This is a genomic window from Actinophytocola sediminis (genome assembly GCF_054779715.1).
Map to the genome: position 1 here is coordinate 115,491 of NZ_BAAGXS010000003.1, position 17,919 is coordinate 133,409.

Consider the following 17,919-nt stretch of genomic DNA (forward strand, 5'->3'; position numbering starts at 1 on the left):
CGTAACTCGGAGGTAATCTTCCATGTTCGCCACGCTCACCGCCGCTGCCATCTCGGCCGCCCTGATCTCCGCACCCACCGCGGCCGGCTCCGGCTCGCACTTCACCGACCCGCCGACCGACCAGATCGTCATCGACATCGTGACGGTGAACGGATCCGGTTGCCCGGCGGGCACCGCCGCGGTCGCAGTATCAACCGACAACACAAGATTCACCGTGACCTACAGCGAATACATCGCGCTGGTCGGGGTGGGTGCGGGCCCACTCGACTTCCGCAAGAACTGCCAGCTCAACATGGTTGTGCATGTTCCGTCGGGCTTCACCTACGCCATCGCGCAGGCGGACTACCGCGGCTACGCGAACCTGGCGGCGGGCGCGAGCTTCACCGAGAAGGCGAACTACTACTTCCAGGGCATGTCCCAGACGACCCCGAAGTCCCACACCTTCAGCGGCGAGATGGACGACAACTGGCAGGCCACCGACCGGGTCTCGGTCGACCAGCTGGTCTACAAGCCGTGCGGTGAGGACCGCAACTTCAACATCAACACCGAACTCCGGGTGAACGCCGGCACGTCGAACACCTCCACCACAACGAGTCTCGCCATGATGGACTCGACCGACCTCGACATGAAGACGGAATACCACTTCAGCTGGATCCCCTGCCCATAGGGTTCAGCACCGCGGCGCCCAGCGAGGGACCCTCGCTGGGCGCCGCGTCCGAGGAAAGCGCGGACGCTGGTTGGCCACATCCTCCGCACTGGCGGAGGCCCCGATTCGAACGGGTTCTGGGAGGAAGCGTCCGCATGGCCTCGGCGGTCGTGCTCAGGCCGGGATCAGCTCACCGAGCCGGTCCACTGTGTACACCTCCGATCCGTCCGGCAGGTCCCTCGGGGCCTCGATGCCGATGAACGTCACCGGCTCATCGGGCACCTGCCCGTCCCAGGTCAGCACCTCGGTCCGCGTGCGCCACCGGTCGAGCAGGTAGGACACGGTCAGGTAGCGCCGTTCCACCAGCGCCCGCACCTGCTCGGCGACGGTGAAACCGTTCTCCTCCACCCGGTTGAACGCCGGCAGGCCGCGCAGGTACAGGTGCACCCACACCGCCTCCCAGCCGCGCTCCCCCCTGGCGAACACCACCGGCAGCGCCACCCGTCCCGAACCACGCATGCTCGACCGCGCCCGCACGGTCCGCGCGTCGAACGGCGCGCCCCGCTGGTCGGGCGCGCGGGTCTGGTACCCGAACATCGACTCCGCGACCTCGTCGAACGACTCGCCGGCGTAGATGTGGACCTGCGGCACCACGTAGTTCGCCTCGAGGTCCAGTGGCACGTCGATGAACTCGGTCGCCCCGTTCGCCGCCTCGGTGAGGTCGCCGGAGTGCACGACACCGCCGTGGTGGTAGTTCGTCCACGACACCTGACCGAGCGCGTGGAACCGTTCGTCGAGCAGCAGCACGGACAGGTCGTAGTCGGTGCGGCGCGCGGTCTGGCGCCAGTAGGTGAAGAACCGCAGCAGCGCACCGGCCACCGACGCCCGCGAACCCCTCGGCAGCACCGCGAACCCGCTCTCGGAGGCCTTGCCGGACAACGGCAACGCCACGTCGAGCACGTCCGGGTCCACCAGCACCGGCCGGTCGAACTCCCGCAGCCGCCCGGCGATCTCCGCGTCGAGCCGCGCCGAAAGCTCGGCCACCAGCCCGGCGGGCAGCGCGGGCCGCTCGTCCGGCCCGACCCACGCGCGCCGCGACCGACTCGCGTACATCCTGGCCGCCGCGGGTGCCAGCCGGTTGCCGACGTGCTCGCGCAGCGAACACAGCACCCGACCAGACGCCGAGCCGAGCGCGCCGGTGACCGCCTCGACCACCGTGGCCCGCTCCGCCGCCGAAGCCAGCCGCAGCAACCGGTCCGCGGACCGCAGGAGCAGTCCCGGCGCGGTCGACAGCACCGACGCCGCGGACCCGATCGCCCCGGCCCGGATCGCCGCCTCCGCCCGACCGGCGACACCGCGTACCGTGCGCTCGCCGCGCGCGACCGCGAACACGGCCCGCGCGTGCGGCCACTGGCCGTACTCGTGCGGATGCAGCCGCTCCCCGAGCCGCTTCCACGGCTCGGCGTACCGCGCGACGTCACCGAGCTTGCCCTGGTGCGCACCGACGATCTCGTTCAGCGCGGCCAGCAGGACCCGGCGCTCCCTGCGCCGGAACGACCGAAACCGCGTCGGCGTCGCGAGTGCGACATCACCACCGGAAACCTGACACGCCAAGCGAAGCACGTCGGTCGTGGTGTCCATCGCGACCAGCGGCCGGCCGAGGGTGAGCCGGATGCCGTTGAGCACGGCGCGGTTCTCCCGCACCGGGACCGCGGCCGGCTGCTCACCGTCCACACAGACGGCAGCCAGCTGGGACAGGATCGCGAGATCCGCCTCCCCGTGCGGGGTCACGGTCCCGGCCATGGCCAGGTAGAGGCGCGTCGCCTCCACGTCCACGGTGTCCCCGAGCCGCAGCCCGGTCAGCCGGTCGCCCACGGTCGCGATCAGCTCGTCGCGCGCGGCCAGCAGGTCGGCGTAGGTGTGCTGGTAGGTGCCGTAGCCGGGCAGCGAGAGCAGATCGATCCCGCCGGCAAGCTGTGCGTCACTCCCCTCGTGGTGTCCGGTCAGGACGGCGGCGCGCAGCCGCTCGACCCAGAACTCGACGGTGTCCGGCACGTCGTCCGGGAAACCGATGAAGTAGGCGTTGTGCTGGACGTGGTCGCCGACCAGTTCGCGAACCGCGGCCACGACGGTGGAACCGAGGTCCAACGCCGGCCCGATGGCCAGCCCGCCGACGTGCTCCAGCAGCGCGCGCGACGCCGAGAACCCGGCGTCGAGCAGCGCCGCGTCGAGCTGACGGGCCACCGGCGTGCCGTCGCCGGCCGCCCCGGTGCTCGCCGGCACGCGCAGGGTCCTGCTGATGATGAGTGTTTCGAGCACGGGTCCTCCTCTCGGTGGCGCTGTCTATCCACAGTGGAGCAGTCAGCGTGGGCCGCCGGGGACTCGAACCCCGAACCTGTCGATCAACAGAGGAGAAGGAAGCACCTCCATGCCCGCGTACGCGGAGAGCGGATGCGCTATCCATTCGACTGCTCTACCAGTTGAGCTAACGACCCAGGTCGATCTTCGTCAGTCGCGCGCCGTGGTGTCGATCCACGTCGGCGGGGCTTATGAGGCCTCGCTGGCTGCTGAACCGCGCGCGGTCGATCGCCGAGGACATCCACGGCGAGCTGGGGTGGCCGACCGGACTCGCACCGGCTTCACCCGGGGTCACAGCCCGGGGCCTCGTCTCCTTCGGCTTCGGCCACAGCTCCCCTGCCAGGACTCGAACCTGGTACCTCCCGAGTAACAGTCGGGTGCGCGGCCAGTCGCGCCTCAGAGGAAAGAACATGATGGTGCCCCCAGCAGGAGTCGAACCTGCGTCCCCGGCTTCGGACGCCGGTGTCGTGTCCGTTGGACCACAGGGGCGTGGTGCCCTTACCAGGATTCGAACCTGGACTGGCCGGATTCTGAGTCCGGTGCCTCTTCCGTTGGGCTACAAGGGCTTGGCGATAACACAGTGCGGCTCCGGGGAGTCGAACCCCGACTGGGCTGGTTCTCGACCAGGTGCCTCTGCCAGTTGGGCTAGAACCGCGTGACGACGTACCCCTACCAGGACTCGAACCTGGAGCCTCCGCGTTCGTAGCGCGGCGCTCTGTCCACTTGAGCTACAGGGGTGTACCTGGCGGGAAGCCAGGAACGTGGTGGAGGAGGGAGTCGAACCCCCTGTGTCACAAGGACGCCCGGGTTACAGCCGGGTGAGGCTCCACAGCCCCGTCTCCACCGCGATGTGCTCCACTGTGTAGATGTCAATGATCAGCACCCGACCAACGTCAATTGGGCAGGGGTAAGCACAAACAGAAAGAATTGTTTTCGGGTACCCAAAACAGAGAAAACCGCCCGGATCGGTTACCCGATGGGCGGCTCCCTCGACATGACGTGGACTACATCATGACGGGAAGCCTTCGCAGCTCAGATAGCACCACGACAGCCGGGGCAGCAGATGCGACCCTGGCTTTCGCATGTTCGTCATGACTGCTCCTCGGTTGATTGTGTGCACACATCATCGCGCAGACCACAGCGGACGTCAACGCCGTTTACCGGCGACCACTACGGCTGCGTCAAGGAACTGTGCACGCCCGGTCAAGGACAGTCCGCGCGGGCCGGGTCATGGTGGAGGCATCCACACCGGAGAGGACCTGTTCATGTCTCGTACCTACCGGCGCGTGTTCGCGCGTATCGGTCTGACCATGGGTCTCGCGCTCGCCTCGGTCACGCTCGGGGCCGCACCCGCCTCGGCCCACACCCTCGGCGAAGCCGTCGTCTCGGCGCAGGGTTGCGGCTGGTCGAACGGCGCCTACACCGAACTCACCAGAACCGATATCTGGGATGACGGCAACAACATGCCGCTCGGCGAGGTGTACGTGTTGTGGAGCGGCAGCTACCAGGAGAACTGCGTGGTCACCCTGCGGGTCGGCCGGGCACACGGCGTCGCCAGCTACACCGAGGCCGTCCTGGAGCGCCAGGGCAGGCCGACCATCACAGATGAGGGAAACTACGCCCACTACGCGGCGGCCAGCGGCAAGGCGGCCGGCACGTGCATCAGGTGGACGGGCTCCATCGGCGCGATCTACGGCGGCGGGATCCACGGCATCACCACCACCGAGTGGCAGTACTGCGATTAGCTCCAATGTGGACACTCCGATTTGTCCGGGACTTTGTTCGCGCATTGATCAACAAAATCATGATCGTCGACCAACCCGCACGAAATGCTCACGTGGAGTGTTCGGACAGATACGGAAATATCTTCAGTTGGCTACCGGGTCGAACCTCTGGTACTAGTGGAATCAGGCGCGCAGGGGGCGAGCCGGTCTGGATTATCGAATGATCCAGACAGAGCATTCTTGGGGGAAATCCATGAAACGCCATGCTCGCGACAGCTTCTTCGTCGTCGGCGAAGGAGTGCTCGAGTTCGACCGGACCGGCACCCCGACAGCCAGAGAACCGCTGACCGCCGAGGAACTGCGCCGGTTCCGGTTCTCCCGGCTCGGCCCACGGGGCGCGCAGATCGACGAGGAGACCAGGATCGCACTGGCCACCGCGATGACCGACCCGCAGGTGGCCCAGCCGGACTCGGCGGAGCCGGCGATCCCGGCCGGCTTCACCTACCTCGGCCAGTTCGTCGACCACGACCTGACCCTGGACCGAACCGAGGTACAGCTCGGCGAGGACGTCAACCTCGACGAACTGGTCCAGGGCCGGTCGCCCGCGTTGGACCTGGACTCGGTCTACGGTCGCGGACCAGCCGACCGGGAGGACCGCAAGTTCTACAACGAGGACGGCGTGACCCTCAAGCTCGGCCGAACCACGGCGGCCGCCATTCCGCCCAACGACCAGGGAGTGAGCGTCGAACTCGACGGTTTCGACCTCCCCCGGGTCGGCGGCACCGAGGGCACGCTGGCCGACCGCAGGCTGCCGCTCATTCCCGACGCCCGCAACGACGAGAACCTCGTGGTCGCGCAGACCCACCTGGCGTTCATCAGGTTCCACAACCGGGTCGTCGAGGAACTGGCCCTCAAGGGCCTGAACGGCAGGCGGCTGTTCGACCAGGCACACGAGCAGGTCGTCCGGCACTACCAGTGGATGCTGCGCACCGACTTCCTGCCGCGCATCGTCGACCCGGCGATCGTGTCCGATGTGTTCACCAACGGGCGCCGGCACTTCGAGGCGCGGGGCCGCCAGGGAATCCGGCCGACCATGCCGCTCGAGTTCGCGGTCGCGGCCTATCGTCTTGGCCACAGCATGATCCGCGGCGCCTACCAGTGGAATCGGGTGTTCCAGACCGGCGGTCCCGCGCTCGGCACGCTCGAGTTGCTGTTCACCTTCACCGGGGTCGCCGGCAACTTCGCGGGCGGCGACCTGGACGACCCCAACTCGGGGATCGTCGACCGGCTGCCGACCAACTGGATCGCGGACTTCCGTCGGCTCTACGACTTCAGCACGGCGGGCCGACCGGACCTGGCGCCACCGGCCGCCACCGGTGGCAACGTCACCAAGCGCATCGACACCCTGCTGGTCGATCCGCTCCGGCGCCTGCCGGCCGGCACGTTCGGCGGCCGGGGAACCGAGTTCCCCGAGATCCAGCGCAACCTCGCGTTCCGCAACCTCACCCGCGCGAACATGGTCAACCTCGCCAGCGGCCAGCAGATGGCGAAGATGTTCCGCGTCGAACCGCTGTCCGCCGAGCAGATTCTGCGGGGCAACGAGGGTGTGCTCCTGGATACGCTCACCGACAAGCAGAAGTCCGTCGTGACCACCACGACTCCGTTGTGGTTCTACATTCTGCGGGAGGCCGAGTTCAACGGCGGACGACTCGGTGCCGTCGGCGGCCGGATCGTCGCCGAGGTGTTCCACCGGTCCATTGAGGGCAGTCGGGTCTCCATCGTTCGGGATCCGTCCTGGCGGCCGAGTTTCGGGCCGGACCGGAACACTTTCCGGATGACCGACCTGATGTTGTTCGCTTTCGACGGAAAGACCGACCTGCTCAACCCACTTGGCGACTGAGGGGGTAGTTCGCCACCATGACAGGGCGCCCCGACACGTCTCGGGGCGCCCTGTTCTCCGGCTACCAGATGCCGGCCGCACGCAATGTGTCGGCCCACTGCCGCTGGTTGTCCCATTCTCGGGGCAGACCGGAGATGACGCCGGTCTCCGGACTGGCGCGCACCGCGAGGTACCGCGGTGCGCCGGCGGGGTTGACCCTGACGATCCTGGCGACCCACTGGTGGCGGTATCGTCGCCACAGCACGGCGGTCAACCTGCTGACGACGAGGTCACCTACCGTCTTTCGGGGTTCGAGCGCAGGGGTGCCCTGTCGCAACAGGCGATCCGGCGAATCGGGGGCCACCAGGCCGTGCACCAGGTCCATGAGGACGGTGGCGGACAGCGTCTCGGTCTCGCTGACGAACCCGGCCGGCACCGACATGGGCTGCCACGGCGGGGGACCGGATGGCGGCGCCAGGCTCACTTCACGGCGACCGTGCCGGGTGAGTACCAGGCGGTCGGTTCCGCCGCCGAGACCGACCAGGGCCGCGCGGATCAGCGCCTCGGCACTGCCGAGCAGCACCGTCCGTGGCATGGTGAGCACCGACGCCAGCTCGTCCACGGTGGCGCCGTTCTGGCCACACGCGTCCAGCGCGCGCAGCATGAACTCCTCCACCAGGGTGAAAGGTTCGCCCGCGGCCAGGACATAGGTCACCGCGAGCCGCTGGGTGGGCACGCGCACGCGCACGCTCATCAACGAAACCCCGCTCCCCTGGCCTGTTCGAACAACTCTCGCTGCTCCCGGTCGGCGTAGCCGGCGTGCACCGGGACGCGGGTCGCCCAGCCCTGGTCGAAGCCGTCGGCCAGCAACGCGAGCAACTTCCGCCAGTGCCACAGCGGATGCGTGAGCCCGCGGAGCGGCACGTTGCTGACCTGGGCGTGGAAGAACTCCCAGTTTCCCGCGAGCACGAGCAGTCGCTCGGCTCTGGAGACCAGTACGTTGATCCGCTGCGCCCGTCGCAGGAAACCCAGCCCGGTGCCGGGGAACCGGTGGTTGGCGCGGGTGAGGCTGACCACCACGACATCGGCCTGGTTTCCCTGGAAGGAGTCCACTGTGAACACACCGAGGCGGCCGCGTGCGCTACGGGACACCGCTCCGGCCGCCATCACCGGCTCCAGCCCGGCGGGAAGCCGGCACCGGTTGGCAAGCAACCACGACAGCAGCTGCACCTGTGGCGCGTACGGCGAGAGCAACGCGAGATCGAGCGGATGCGCCGCCGACAACCGCACCGACGCGAGGAAGTCCATGATCGCCAGCCCTTCCCCGACATTCACGTACTCCGCGACGTTCTGCTCTGGCCCCCACTCCACCGCGCTGTCACCGAGGTGGGAGGTGTCCAGCCAGGCGACCGCCCGGCCGGCGAGTTCGACCGGCGCGGTGAGGTGATGGTGAACCGAGTCGAGCGGCACCCCGGTCTCGTCGACGGTGCTGTGCCGCAGCCGGCCGTTGTAGTACACAGTGGACACGAGGTCACCGATCCTCGGATGCATGCGGTGCTGCACGGTGAGCACGCCTGCCTGGGCGGCCACCGGGCGGGTGACGGTGCGCCGCCGCGCCTCGCCGAGGCAGCGGTCGCGCACCTGCCGAAACGGTTGCAGCCATCGCCGACACTCGGCGACGAGCTCGGCTCGACTCCGGTCATCGCGCTGGTCCCAACTCCGGATGAGGCCCCGGTCGATGAGGTCCTCGTCGTTGGCGCGCAGGTCGCGTAACGCGTCGATGATCTCCTCCGGCCGGTCGAGGGCGGCCTCGTAGTCCTCGACCCGGTAGGGCAGCAACTGTGCGGTGTCGCCGATGAGCAGCCACCGGCGCGCGGTCGCGAGCGGCGTGCACAGCTCGAAGCCGGGGATCTTGCCCGCCTCCTCCAGCACGCACCAGTCGTAGCGGTTGCGGGTGTCGGCGATGTCCAGGTCGGGAGCGCTGGAGGTGCAGAACACGACGGCGGCCGAGGTCTCGACCCGGCGGACGAAGGCGGGAAAACGTCTGGTGCGCCAGTTCTCGGTCTCGTGGTCGGCGAGCTTCTGCCGTTCGACCTCATCGAGGGTGTCCTGGCACGCGTCCAGCCACGCCTGCCGTACCGCGGCCAGTTCCGGACGGGGTACCGGCAGTTCCCAGCCGGCGACGACGCGGTCGAGCAGTTCGTTGGCGAGTTCGCCTCCGGTCCCGATGTCCTGTGACTCACCGTCCTCGGAACGGTTGCCCCGCCGCAACATCAGCGGGCCCGCCTGCTCACAGACCGCCTGCGTGCGTGCCATCAGGACCTCGATCGCGGCGTGGGACTGGGCGGCGACGAGGATGCGGGTATCCGGGGCCTTGTCGAGCAGCCAGCGGATCAGCCAGGCCACGAAGGTGGTCTTGCCGGTGCCCGGCGGGCCCTGCAGGGCATACAGCGGTTCGGCGGCGGCGATGTCGGCGAGGGCGGCGCGTTTGCTGTCATCCAGACCGGCGTCCGCCGGCAGCGCCACCGGTGTCCGGAGGGTGCCGACGCCCCGCAGGGTTTCGGGACTGGTGAGCCCACGCAGCAGGTAACGGTTGTCGCCGACCGCCCGCACCGTCCGCTGGTGGCGGCCGACCAGGTTGAGCTGGCCGGGCGCGTCCACGACGCGAATGGTGCCGGTTTCCGGCAGTGCGCGCGGCTTGCCGTCGCGGTCCCAGACCAGGCGCACCGTGTCGGCGGCGACGTCGACCTCCTCGACCCGCCAGCCCTTGCTCTTCCTGTCCGACTTCGGATCGACGGTGTCCTCTTCGTGCTCGACCAACACCGGGATGGCGGGATTACCGCCGGCACGACGCCGCATGAGCTGTTCGAAGAACCGCGCCACCGTCGGCTGGGTGCGCAACAGATCGAGTGGTTCCCGACCGCGTGGGGTGCCACGCACCACGACGCGCCGGTCCTGAGAGGACACCAGCGTGTATCCATAGGACTCCGCGTCCTGGAGCAGCAACTCGATCTGTGCGGCGAACCGGAGCGCCTCGATGATCAACGTCCGTTCGGGCACCGGTTCCGGCGGCGTCAGCGGAGGCAGGAACGGAGTCCACGGCTGGTGACCGGTGGTCTCTGGTTCGGATCGCACGACGACCCTGGTCGGCACGACAACCCCGGCCGAGGACGCCGGCACCTCGGCCGGTGAGATCGCGCCGGCACACCGCGCCGCCTGCCAGCCGCCGGAGTCCTCCCCGGCAGGCGAGAGCCGCAACGTGAGGTCGGTGCCCGACAGGGCGAGTTCATGGCCGTTCGCGTAACCGCCGGACAAGGTGCGCAACAGCACACCGTGCGTGTCGAGATCGTCCTGGACGGCGCCGAGGACATCCGCCGGTGTCGGGTTGGGTGAGGTCAGGCCGGCGCGTCGAACCGCGCTCCGCAACGTCGGCTCCGCCGGGTCCACGAGCAGCGACAGCGGTTGCCCATCGGGCGGAGGCGGCGTCCACGATCCGACGTGCTCCGCCAGCGTCGCGCGGATCTCGCTGATCCGCGAGACGATGCTGCCGCGCGGCACGATGGCGCGTCCCGGTCCGGTGCGCACGAGATGCCGGATCAGGTCGCGCTCGGCCGGGACGAGATGTGCGGCCCGCGCCAGCATCGCGTCGATCCACCCGGCCCGCTCGGCGGCGCCGGTGTCCGCGAGCGCCTCGAGGTCGAGCAGGCACCGTGCGGCGAGCATGCCGAAACCGAACCAGTCCTGGCCGGTGTCGCACAGCGTCGAGGCGTCCGGGTCACTCGCCCAGTTCTCCGGTAACGGCTCCACCGGCTCGCCAGGACGGGCAGCGTGCGCGAAACCGCCCAGCCGCAACGAGACCGGACCGACCGCCGGGGAGACGAACACGCTCTCCGCGCTCACCAGGCGATGCAGCACGGCCTGGTCGTGCAGCAGGTCCAGGCCGGCGGCGATGCCCGCGAGCCCGCCCCACAGCGCGGCCCGGGAAGCGGGGTCCGTTGCCACCAGCCACGGGCAGGTGGCCCGTTCGGCCAGCAGGTCGACGAGGCGGTGCCCTCCGGGCGCGGCGTACACGAGGACCCCGTGCCCGCCGCTGACACCGCAGGCGTGCAGGGTGAGCAGGCCCGACTCCGAACCCGGGGCGGCGGAGATCCGGCGCAACAGATCGACCCGATGGGTCCACTTGGCACGCCCGGTCTGGTCGTCGTCCCAGGTCTGGAGCAGACGTTCGGTGCCGGAATGGTCGCGGGCCAACCACAGCGCACCGCCACGCTCGTGGGCCATCGGTCCACGAAGGATGTCGTAGCGCTGGTCCAGGACCCGAACCAGGCTACCGCGGCGAATCGCCATCGGTGGCCCCGGCGGAAGGCTCTTCTTCCCGCGCGGTTCGTTGTGCGATATGGGTTTTGAGCATGACTGCCAGTCGGGTCAGGCTCCTGCGCCGATACTTCAGCTTGCTTCGCCTGCTGGCCTTGCGTTTCGTCCTGGCTACCGGCACCACCGGCGCGGAGTCCGCTGTGGACCATGGCCAGACCAGCAGCTCGAACCGGAGGATGCCCTGGCGAGCCGCCACCATGACCGCGTGCTCGTCCGGCACCGCGGCCAGGTCCGTGACGGCCCCTCTGGTGGGTACCGCCCGCCAGTCGGGCCGGGTCACGTCGTAGAGGTGGATCGTGCCGTCCGCGCTGCCGATGACCGCGATGGGCCGGGTCGGGTCGCCCGGTGCGGTCGTGATCGCGATGGCCCGGACCGGGCCGCGGCCGGCGAGCGTCGGCGGTCGCATCGTCCCCCGGACCCGGTTGCCTTTGGCGTCGCGGCGCGGTTCTGGGCTGCCGAGGCCGATGACGTCGATGTCACCGCGGGCGGTGCCGAACAGCACCAGCGAGGCGGTGTCGGTCTGGGCCACCGCCAGTGCGGTGATCGGTTCACCGATCCGTGGAGGGTTTTTGGCAGCCTGACAGAGGACGTGCTCGCCCTTCACCCTGCGCACCTGCCAAGTTTTCAGCACGCCGTCCCGGCCGCCGGTGACGAACGTCGTCGGCTGGCTGCCCGCCGCCAGGCTCAGCACGGGACCGGCGTGTGCGGCGGGCTCCCTGGCAAGCTCGCACCCACCGAGCAGGTCCCACAACCGGACACCGCCGTCGTCACTCGCGGAGATCACGACCGGCCGCCTGGCCGAACCGTCCTCGAGGATGCCCGCCGCGAGCGCGTTGATCGTGCGCGTGTGCCCGCTCATCGGTCCACCGACGGCTTCGCCGGACAGTCGCCAGGCCAGCAGGTTGCCCGTCTCGTCGCCGGCCACGACGATCGGCTCCCCCGACTCGTCGCGCACGGAGGCCAGTGCGGTCACCTTCCCGTACGCCGGCGGCAACCGGTCCGGGCTCCGGAAGCCGGACGTGGCGTGCCATTTCGCCAGTTCGCCTCGACGCCGCCCGGTGACCGTCCACTTGTGACCGTCCGCCTGCGCGACGACGACCGCGTTCTCCCCATCCTGTCGAGGGTTCCGCGCCTCGGTCAGGTGCCCGCCATCGTGGTCAGGAAGCCGCCACAGCAACACCGCCCGGTCGTGTCCACCGGAGGCGAGCACCGGACGTCCGGCCACCGAGGTGAAGGCGAGCGCGGACACCTTGTTGGTGTGGCCACGCAGCGGTTCGGCGGCCGGTTGACCGGTGTTCAGGTCGTACACGCGGACCAACTGGTCGCGCCCGCTGACCGCGGCCAGGGCGCCGGCCGTCGCGATGGCCGAGATGCCCCGGGAGCCAACGTCGATGACCCGACTGCGGCGCCGGGACTCCACATCCCACACGTCGATGGTGCCCTCCGGCGTTCCGAGGACGAACCGGCTCGTACCGTCCACTGTGGCCATTCGGCTGTTCTTCGCGACGACCGGCGAGGAGATCGACCACAATGGTCGGATCGAGCCGAGCAGCCAGGCGCTGAGCCGGCCACGGTAGTCAACGCCGAGCAGCACCGGTTCACTGATCCCGCCGTCCCCCGGGGCGAGGACGCGCAGGGTGACGAGGCCAGCCTCGGTGAGCTGGAACGAGTCACACACCTCGGTTCCGTCGGTCAACGAGACGATCTGGACCACGCCGTGGTTGTCCCCGACGATCGCCACCGGCGTGCCGTCCCGGTCGGCGACGGTCATCGCCGTGATCTTGCTGTCCGCGCAGAGTCGATCCGCGATCGGCTCGTTGTCCACCAGGTCCCACACGCCGAGCCCGGCCGCCGTCGCCGCGACCACGTGCGGCTTGTCGTCCACGACCGCGAAGGCCAGGTGGTTGACCGACCTGCTGGGGAACAGCTCGGCGGCCGGCCACAGCGTCGTGCCGTCCTCGGCCAGCCAGGTGCGCGTCATCCCGTCCGCGAACACGGCCAGCACCACCGGTAATCCCTGCCAGGAGATCGTCATCAGCTTGGCGACCGCGCTTCGGTGATATCCCAACGGCAGGTGGGAACTCGGCGTCCGCCAGTCCGCCCACGGCACCCGCCACGGCTGGGCCACCGGGAGCTCACCGAGCCGTTCGGCGAGCTTCGGCCGGTCGAAGTAACGCGACCCGAGTTCGAGGAGTGCCGCCCGGTGTCCCGGACTCTCGGCCAGGTCATCGGCCGCCCACCGGTAGATCGCGGCGGGTACGCGGTTGACATCCTCGTCGGACGCTCGCCTGCCCGACGCCGAGGCCAACGGGGCCAGGCTGTGCGGCGCGGCCGCCACCAGGAACCTCGGGTCCGTCAGCAGGCGCCCGTCCGCGCTCATCCCGGACTTCCTGAGGTGGGTCGGCAGATGGGCGCGGATGTACGGGTCGGCGCGCAGCCAGTCCCGGCCGCCGGCCATGGCCTGGCCACCCGTGACCTCGGGCGTCAGCTTGATCAGCGCGGAGGCGATCCGCTGGTGTGACTTGGCCACGTCGTGCCCCGGGGCCTCCAGCAGCGCACCCGCGAAGTTGTCGTGCCGCAGCCGGTACACCGACTGTTGCTCGAACAGGTCCTCGACGATGTAGGTCGGTGCCTTCCGCTGGATCCACCGCACGTCGTCGCTGGTGTAGTGCTCGCCGGAGAGTTCGGAGGCGACTTTCGGCCAGATGTCCCCCCATGGAAGACCGTTGCCCTCGGCCATGGCCAGCGGCAGGAGCAGGTCACGTGCCCGGCGGGGGCGATCGGGGTCCATGGTCTCGACGGTGTCCGCGAAGAGCCGGAACGGGTTGGGAATCACCGTGTCGAGCAGTTCGTCGGGACGCATGACGTCGTCGAACGCCAGCTCGGGTAGCCGGGGCACCAGCCGGTCGACGTGCAGGCGCGCGGCGACGAAGTCGGCCCCCACCCGGGTGCCGACCGCCATGGCCAGCCCGTGGGCGGTGCCCGGTGCACCGTGCCCGACCCAGCCCGGTGTGTCCGCCAGCCTGCGCCTGACGTAGGACACCAGATCGGTGCGCCCGTCGGCCTCGTCGACCCGGACCAGGACGTGGTCGACGACGTCCAGGCCGGCGACCGCGTGCGGCTGACCGCCGACCACCAACCGCGCATGCTCGTGCAAGGCCAACGGGATCAACAGGTTGTCCCGGATTCGGCCGAGCTCGGCGGCCTCGTCCAAGGCGTCGACAATGATCGTCACCGGGCTCGTGAGCTCGTCCAACGCATTCAGGAACGCCTCGGTGCCTGGATACCTGACGGCGAGCCAGTCGCACAGTTCGGCCACCAGCTCGGTGACTCCCTTCTGTCTGGCCGTCACCGCCACCCCGGCGAGCGACGAGTCAGCCTCCCGTTCGGTGGCGAACCGCACCAAGTGCCCGAGGATCGCGGACTTCCCCGAGCCGGGGGCGCCGGTGACGATCCGCACCCGGTGATCGGTGCTGGCGGCGGCGAGCCATTCGGTGAGCCGGCGCAGCACGTCCTCCCGGCCGGTGAAGTAGTCGCCGACGTCCTCGGCGCGATCCACCGAACGGGCCAGGACGCTCCAGTGCTCGGCGTCACGTGCCCGGAACACACCATCCGACGGCGCCGGTCGGCGCATCGGTCGATACCGCGGGTTGGGCAGCGCCTTGCAGGCCTCGGCCCAGGTGGACGGGCTGAGCGAGACTCCCTGCCCGGGAGCCAGCCGATCCCGTACCTCCTCGACGATGCCGTCGATATTGAGGTAGGGCGACTTGGGGCCGCCGTGGGCCTCATTGCCGACAGCGGCCACGAACGCCTCGCTGAACGCCCCCTCGGCCGCGCGCTCGAACGCCTGGGCGGCGGACAGCACCCGGTAGGTGCGCCCCTTGCTTTCTCCGTCCCAGCAATAGCTCTGCAGCAACGAGTTCGCCTCAGCGGCGGCCTGCTCGGCGAAACAACAGTCCAGGATGAACAACGCGTACCGAACCGCCGTGTCCCGCACGGCGTCCACGATCTCGCTGAGCTTGACGCCGTCATCGGTGAGAAACAGTTGGTGCGCGTTCTCCGCCCGCCCTCCGTGCCCGGAGAAGTAGCAGACGAGGACGTCGTGTTCGGTACGGTCCTTGCCCGCCCACCGCGCCAGTGCCTGCGCGAACTTCGCCTTGCCGATGTCCGAGTCGTGCACGACATCCGCGCCCAGCCGCTGGTAGAGCGTGGTCATACGCCGCACATCGTCGTCGACCGACGGCAGGGTCTGCAGACGCAGGTCCTCGTGATAATGGGTCGCGCCGACGATCAGCGCGTGAATGCGGAGATCCGGCCGTTCAGTGGAGAGCATCACAGATCACCTTGCCGACCAGTCGATCGGTCAGATAGGACGCGATGGCGTGCGCGCGGGCCCCGTTGTGCACGATGCGGTCCACCACCGGCCCGTCCGCGCACTCGGACAGCCGCAACGGCACCGCCACGAGATCCGCGGTGTCCGCCACGTTGACCCACCGGCGCACACACCCCGGGCGCGGCAACCGCGCCAGCCCCGGCGCGCCGCGCAGCCGATCGCGGAACAGCCGGTTCCCCAACGGGGATCCGAGAGTCAGGAAGGTGTCGATCCGCCATTCGGGGTGGGCGTACAGCACCTCGTAGGCCACGACCGAGCCGAGCGAATGCCCGACCACCACACGCGTCCCGCCGTTGATGGCCACCGCCACCCGGCGCCACACCTCGTGCCGGACGGCGTTGTCCTCCAGGTAGCGCCGGGTCTGGCGCGCGCTGTCGACCAGTGGCCGGATGGTCTGGAAGTACCTGGTCCTCGCCAACCGAAGGACCCGCCCCGCCGACTGGCCATGGCCCTTGCCCTTGCCCTTGCCCGGGAACTGCCGGAGGCGGTCGGGCTCCACCTCCATGGCCCGCTGCCAGTACACCTCGAACAGCGCGCGCTCGATGGCCGTCAGATCGTCCAGTTCGGACTTGTCGGCGAACTCGCCGGTCGCCTTGCCATCCTGGCGAAAGACGTCCCCGTAGAACGGGACCGACAGGCCAACCCCGTCCGGATCATGACAGCCCGCGAGTGCCAACCCGTCGCGCGCCGAGTTGCCCCACTCCGCCGACAACGTGCGCGGACCCTTCACCTGCTGGCCGACCCCGTGCACGATCACCAGCTCGGCCGCGATCGGGTCGGACATCGGCTCCCCCCTGACCTCAGGTATCTGGTCGCCGACGCTGCCAGCGGTCAGCACCCGGTCGACAGCCGATGGACCAACCGCGGACCAAACGCGGACCAGCCGGCTACCAGGGTCAGGAGGAGGGTGTCAGCACGATCCGGCCGAACACCTCGCCGGCTTCCAGTTTCTGGTGCGCCAACGCGGCCAGCGCCAACGGCAGCACCTCGTGCGTCACCGCGGTCAGCTCGCCGCGATTCGCGGCCGCGAACAACTCGGCGGTCGCCGCGCTCCGGTCGGCCGAGGACACGGTGTCCGCGCTGAAGGTCGCGAACGACATCGACTTGCGGAACGCGGTGAACAGCTCCATGCCGAAGTCCGCCGGCGGATGGCCCGCGACCGCGCCGAGCGCCACCAGCCGGCCGTTCGGGTTGAGCCTGGCGAAGAACGACGGCAGGTCCGCACCGGCGACGATGTCGATGATGACGTCATAGCTCCCGCCGCCATCGCCCGCGCGGTCGAGCACCCGCGTCGCGCCGAGCGCGCGCAGCCGGGCACCGCGCTCGGCCGACGAGGTCGTGACCGCGACCGCGCTCGCCCCGCCACGAGCCGCGAGTTGCACGGCCAGCACCCCGATACCGCCGGCCGCGCCGCGCACCAGCACCGACTCACCGGCGGTGAAGTGCGCGTGCCGCAGACCGAAGTGGGCCACCGCGCCGGAACCGCCGAGGGTCACCGCGTCCACCGCCGAGATGTCCGCCGGGAGCGCGACGAGCGTCTCGACCGGGACGATCGCCTGCTCGACGTAGCCGCCGCCGACACCAGTGAACGCCCACACGCGCTGACCGGCCCAGGACGGGTCGACGCCCCCGCCGACCGCGGTCACGGTGCCCGCGACCTCGCCCCCGAGCACGTAACCCTCCTCGAACCCGTACGCGGACAGCACCCCGCTACGGATCATGGCGTCACCGCCACCGACCCCGATGGCCTCGGTCGTGACCAGTACCTGCCCGTCGCCGGGGCTCGGGTCGGGAAGGTCGATGACCGCGAGACCGTCGGGACTTCCGAATGCCCTGATCGCTACTGCCTTCATGTCACCGACGCTAACGGACGCCCCCGTCCGGTTAGCTAAAGTGAGACAGTGCCCCACCGTTCACCCCAGATCCTGCGCTCCGACGCCCAGGACAACCGGGAACGCATCCTCGACGCCGCCCGCACGGTGTTCGCCGCCGACGGCCTCACCGTGCCGATGCGCGAGATCGCCCGCCGCGCCGGCGTCGGGCCCGCCACCCTGTACCGCCACTTCCCCACCAAGGAAGTGCTCGTCACCGAGGCGTTCACCGACCAGATGCACGCCTGCTACACGATCGTCGACGACGGGCTCGCCGACCCGGATCCCTGGCGCGGCCTCTGCTTCGTGATCGAGAAACTCTGCGAGCTGCACGCCCTCGACCTCGGCTTCACCACCGCGTTCATGTCGACCTTCCCCAACGCGGTGGACCACACCACCAACCGCCGGCAGGCGAGGCGCTCCCTCGCCGAGCTCACCCACCGCGCCAAGGAGACCGGCCGGCTACGCGCCGACGTCGTCCCGGACGACCTGATCCTCATCCTCCAGGCCAACAGCGGCATCCACGCCCCAACGCCGGCGGCCAGGGTCGCGGCCTCCCGCCGCTTCGCCGCCCTCGCGATCCACGGCCTCCGCGCCTGACCCAGCACCGGTCAACCGCCCTGAATGCCCCATTCAGGACGTTGAGCGTCGCCAATGCCTCATTCAGGGCATCG

The 17,919-nt window shown here is 69.6% G+C and carries 10 protein-coding genes and 8 tRNA genes; 4 read left to right on the top strand and 14 right to left on the bottom strand.

The annotated features are described in order from the left end of the window. Positions 1 to 22 precede the first annotated feature (22 nt). Positions 23 to 667 (top strand): DUF4360 domain-containing protein, encoded by a 645-nt coding sequence (locus ACYVIP_RS01995; protein ID WP_460391306.1) that lies wholly within the window; start codon positions 23 to 25, stop codon positions 665 to 667. Positions 668 to 820: 153 nt separating this feature from the next. On the opposite strand, the gene ACYVIP_RS02000 is transcribed toward ACYVIP_RS01995, so the two are convergent. The 9 genes from ACYVIP_RS02000 to ACYVIP_RS02040 all read right to left on the bottom strand — a co-directional run bounded on the left by ACYVIP_RS02000 (position 821) and on the right by ACYVIP_RS02040 (position 3,849). Then, entirely contained in the window at positions 821 to 2,965 is a 2,145-nt protein-coding gene (locus ACYVIP_RS02000) for a TerD family protein (protein ID WP_460391308.1), read from the bottom strand. A 48-nt stretch (positions 2,966 to 3,013) separates the two neighbouring features. Then, positions 3,014 to 3,141 (bottom strand) — tRNA-OTHER (locus ACYVIP_RS02005). A 115-nt stretch (positions 3,142 to 3,256) separates the two neighbouring features. Further along, positions 3,257 to 3,333: transfer RNA gene (locus ACYVIP_RS02010), tRNA-His, on the bottom strand. A gap of 2 nt (positions 3,334 to 3,335) precedes the next feature. After that, a tRNA-Asn gene (locus tag ACYVIP_RS02015) sits at positions 3,336 to 3,408 on the bottom strand. Between the two features lie 10 nt (positions 3,409 to 3,418). Then, a tRNA-Arg gene (locus ACYVIP_RS02020) sits at positions 3,419 to 3,493 on the bottom strand. Position 3,494: 1 nt separating this feature from the next. Then, positions 3,495 to 3,570: transfer RNA gene (locus tag ACYVIP_RS02025), tRNA-Leu, on the bottom strand. A 15-nt stretch (positions 3,571 to 3,585) separates the two neighbouring features. Next, positions 3,586 to 3,659: transfer RNA gene (locus ACYVIP_RS02030), tRNA-Leu, on the bottom strand. A 9-nt stretch (positions 3,660 to 3,668) separates the two neighbouring features. Beyond that, a tRNA-Arg gene (locus tag ACYVIP_RS02035) sits at positions 3,669 to 3,742 on the bottom strand. 24 nt (positions 3,743 to 3,766) lie between these two features. Next, positions 3,767 to 3,849, bottom strand: a tRNA-Tyr gene (locus tag ACYVIP_RS02040). A gap of 420 nt (positions 3,850 to 4,269) precedes the next feature. Between ACYVIP_RS02040 and ACYVIP_RS02045 the strand changes: the two genes are divergently transcribed. Continuing rightward, on the top strand, positions 4,270 to 4,749 hold the full coding sequence (locus ACYVIP_RS02045; RefSeq protein WP_460391310.1) for a hypothetical protein: 480 nt from the start codon (positions 4,270 to 4,272) through the stop codon (positions 4,747 to 4,749). A 232-nt stretch (positions 4,750 to 4,981) separates the two neighbouring features. Further along, positions 4,982 to 6,628 carry a peroxidase family protein gene (locus ACYVIP_RS02050; RefSeq protein ID WP_460391312.1) on the top strand — a complete coding sequence of 549 codons (1,647 nt, stop codon included), beginning with the start codon at positions 4,982 to 4,984 and terminating at the stop codon, positions 6,626 to 6,628. A 61-nt stretch (positions 6,629 to 6,689) separates the two neighbouring features. On the opposite strand, the gene ACYVIP_RS02055 is transcribed toward ACYVIP_RS02050, so the two are convergent. From ACYVIP_RS02055 to ACYVIP_RS02075, 5 genes are all read right to left on the bottom strand, one after another. Beyond that, positions 6,690 to 7,361, bottom strand: a complete 672-nt coding sequence (locus ACYVIP_RS02055) for a hypothetical protein (protein ID WP_460391314.1) — start codon at positions 7,359 to 7,361, stop codon at positions 6,690 to 6,692. Beyond that, a complete protein-coding gene (locus ACYVIP_RS02060) occupies positions 7,361 to 10,888 on the bottom strand; it encodes an AAA domain-containing protein (RefSeq protein ID WP_460391316.1) in 3,528 nt (1,175 codons plus the stop codon). The genes ACYVIP_RS02055 and ACYVIP_RS02060 overlap by 1 nt, the downstream gene beginning before the upstream one ends. Positions 10,889 to 10,934: 46 nt before the next feature. After that, positions 10,935 to 15,314 carry a caspase family protein gene (locus tag ACYVIP_RS02065; RefSeq protein WP_460391318.1) on the bottom strand — a complete coding sequence of 1,460 codons (4,380 nt, stop codon included), beginning with the start codon at positions 15,312 to 15,314 and terminating at the stop codon, positions 10,935 to 10,937. Further along, on the bottom strand, positions 15,301 to 16,158 hold the full coding sequence (locus ACYVIP_RS02070; protein ID WP_460391320.1) for a hypothetical protein: 858 nt from the start codon (positions 16,156 to 16,158) through the stop codon (positions 15,301 to 15,303). Before ACYVIP_RS02070 ends, ACYVIP_RS02065 begins: the two co-directional genes overlap by 14 nt. Before the next feature lie 112 nt (positions 16,159 to 16,270). Continuing rightward, positions 16,271 to 17,227 (bottom strand): zinc-binding dehydrogenase, encoded by a 957-nt coding sequence (locus tag ACYVIP_RS02075; protein ID WP_460391322.1) that lies wholly within the window; start codon positions 17,225 to 17,227, stop codon positions 16,271 to 16,273. Between the two features lie 48 nt (positions 17,228 to 17,275). Here ACYVIP_RS02075 and ACYVIP_RS02080 point away from each other — a divergent pair, with 48 nt between their 5' ends. Continuing rightward, positions 17,276 to 17,845 (top strand): TetR/AcrR family transcriptional regulator, encoded by a 570-nt coding sequence (locus ACYVIP_RS02080; protein WP_460391324.1) that lies wholly within the window; start codon positions 17,276 to 17,278, stop codon positions 17,843 to 17,845. Positions 17,846 to 17,919 lie beyond the last annotated feature (74 nt).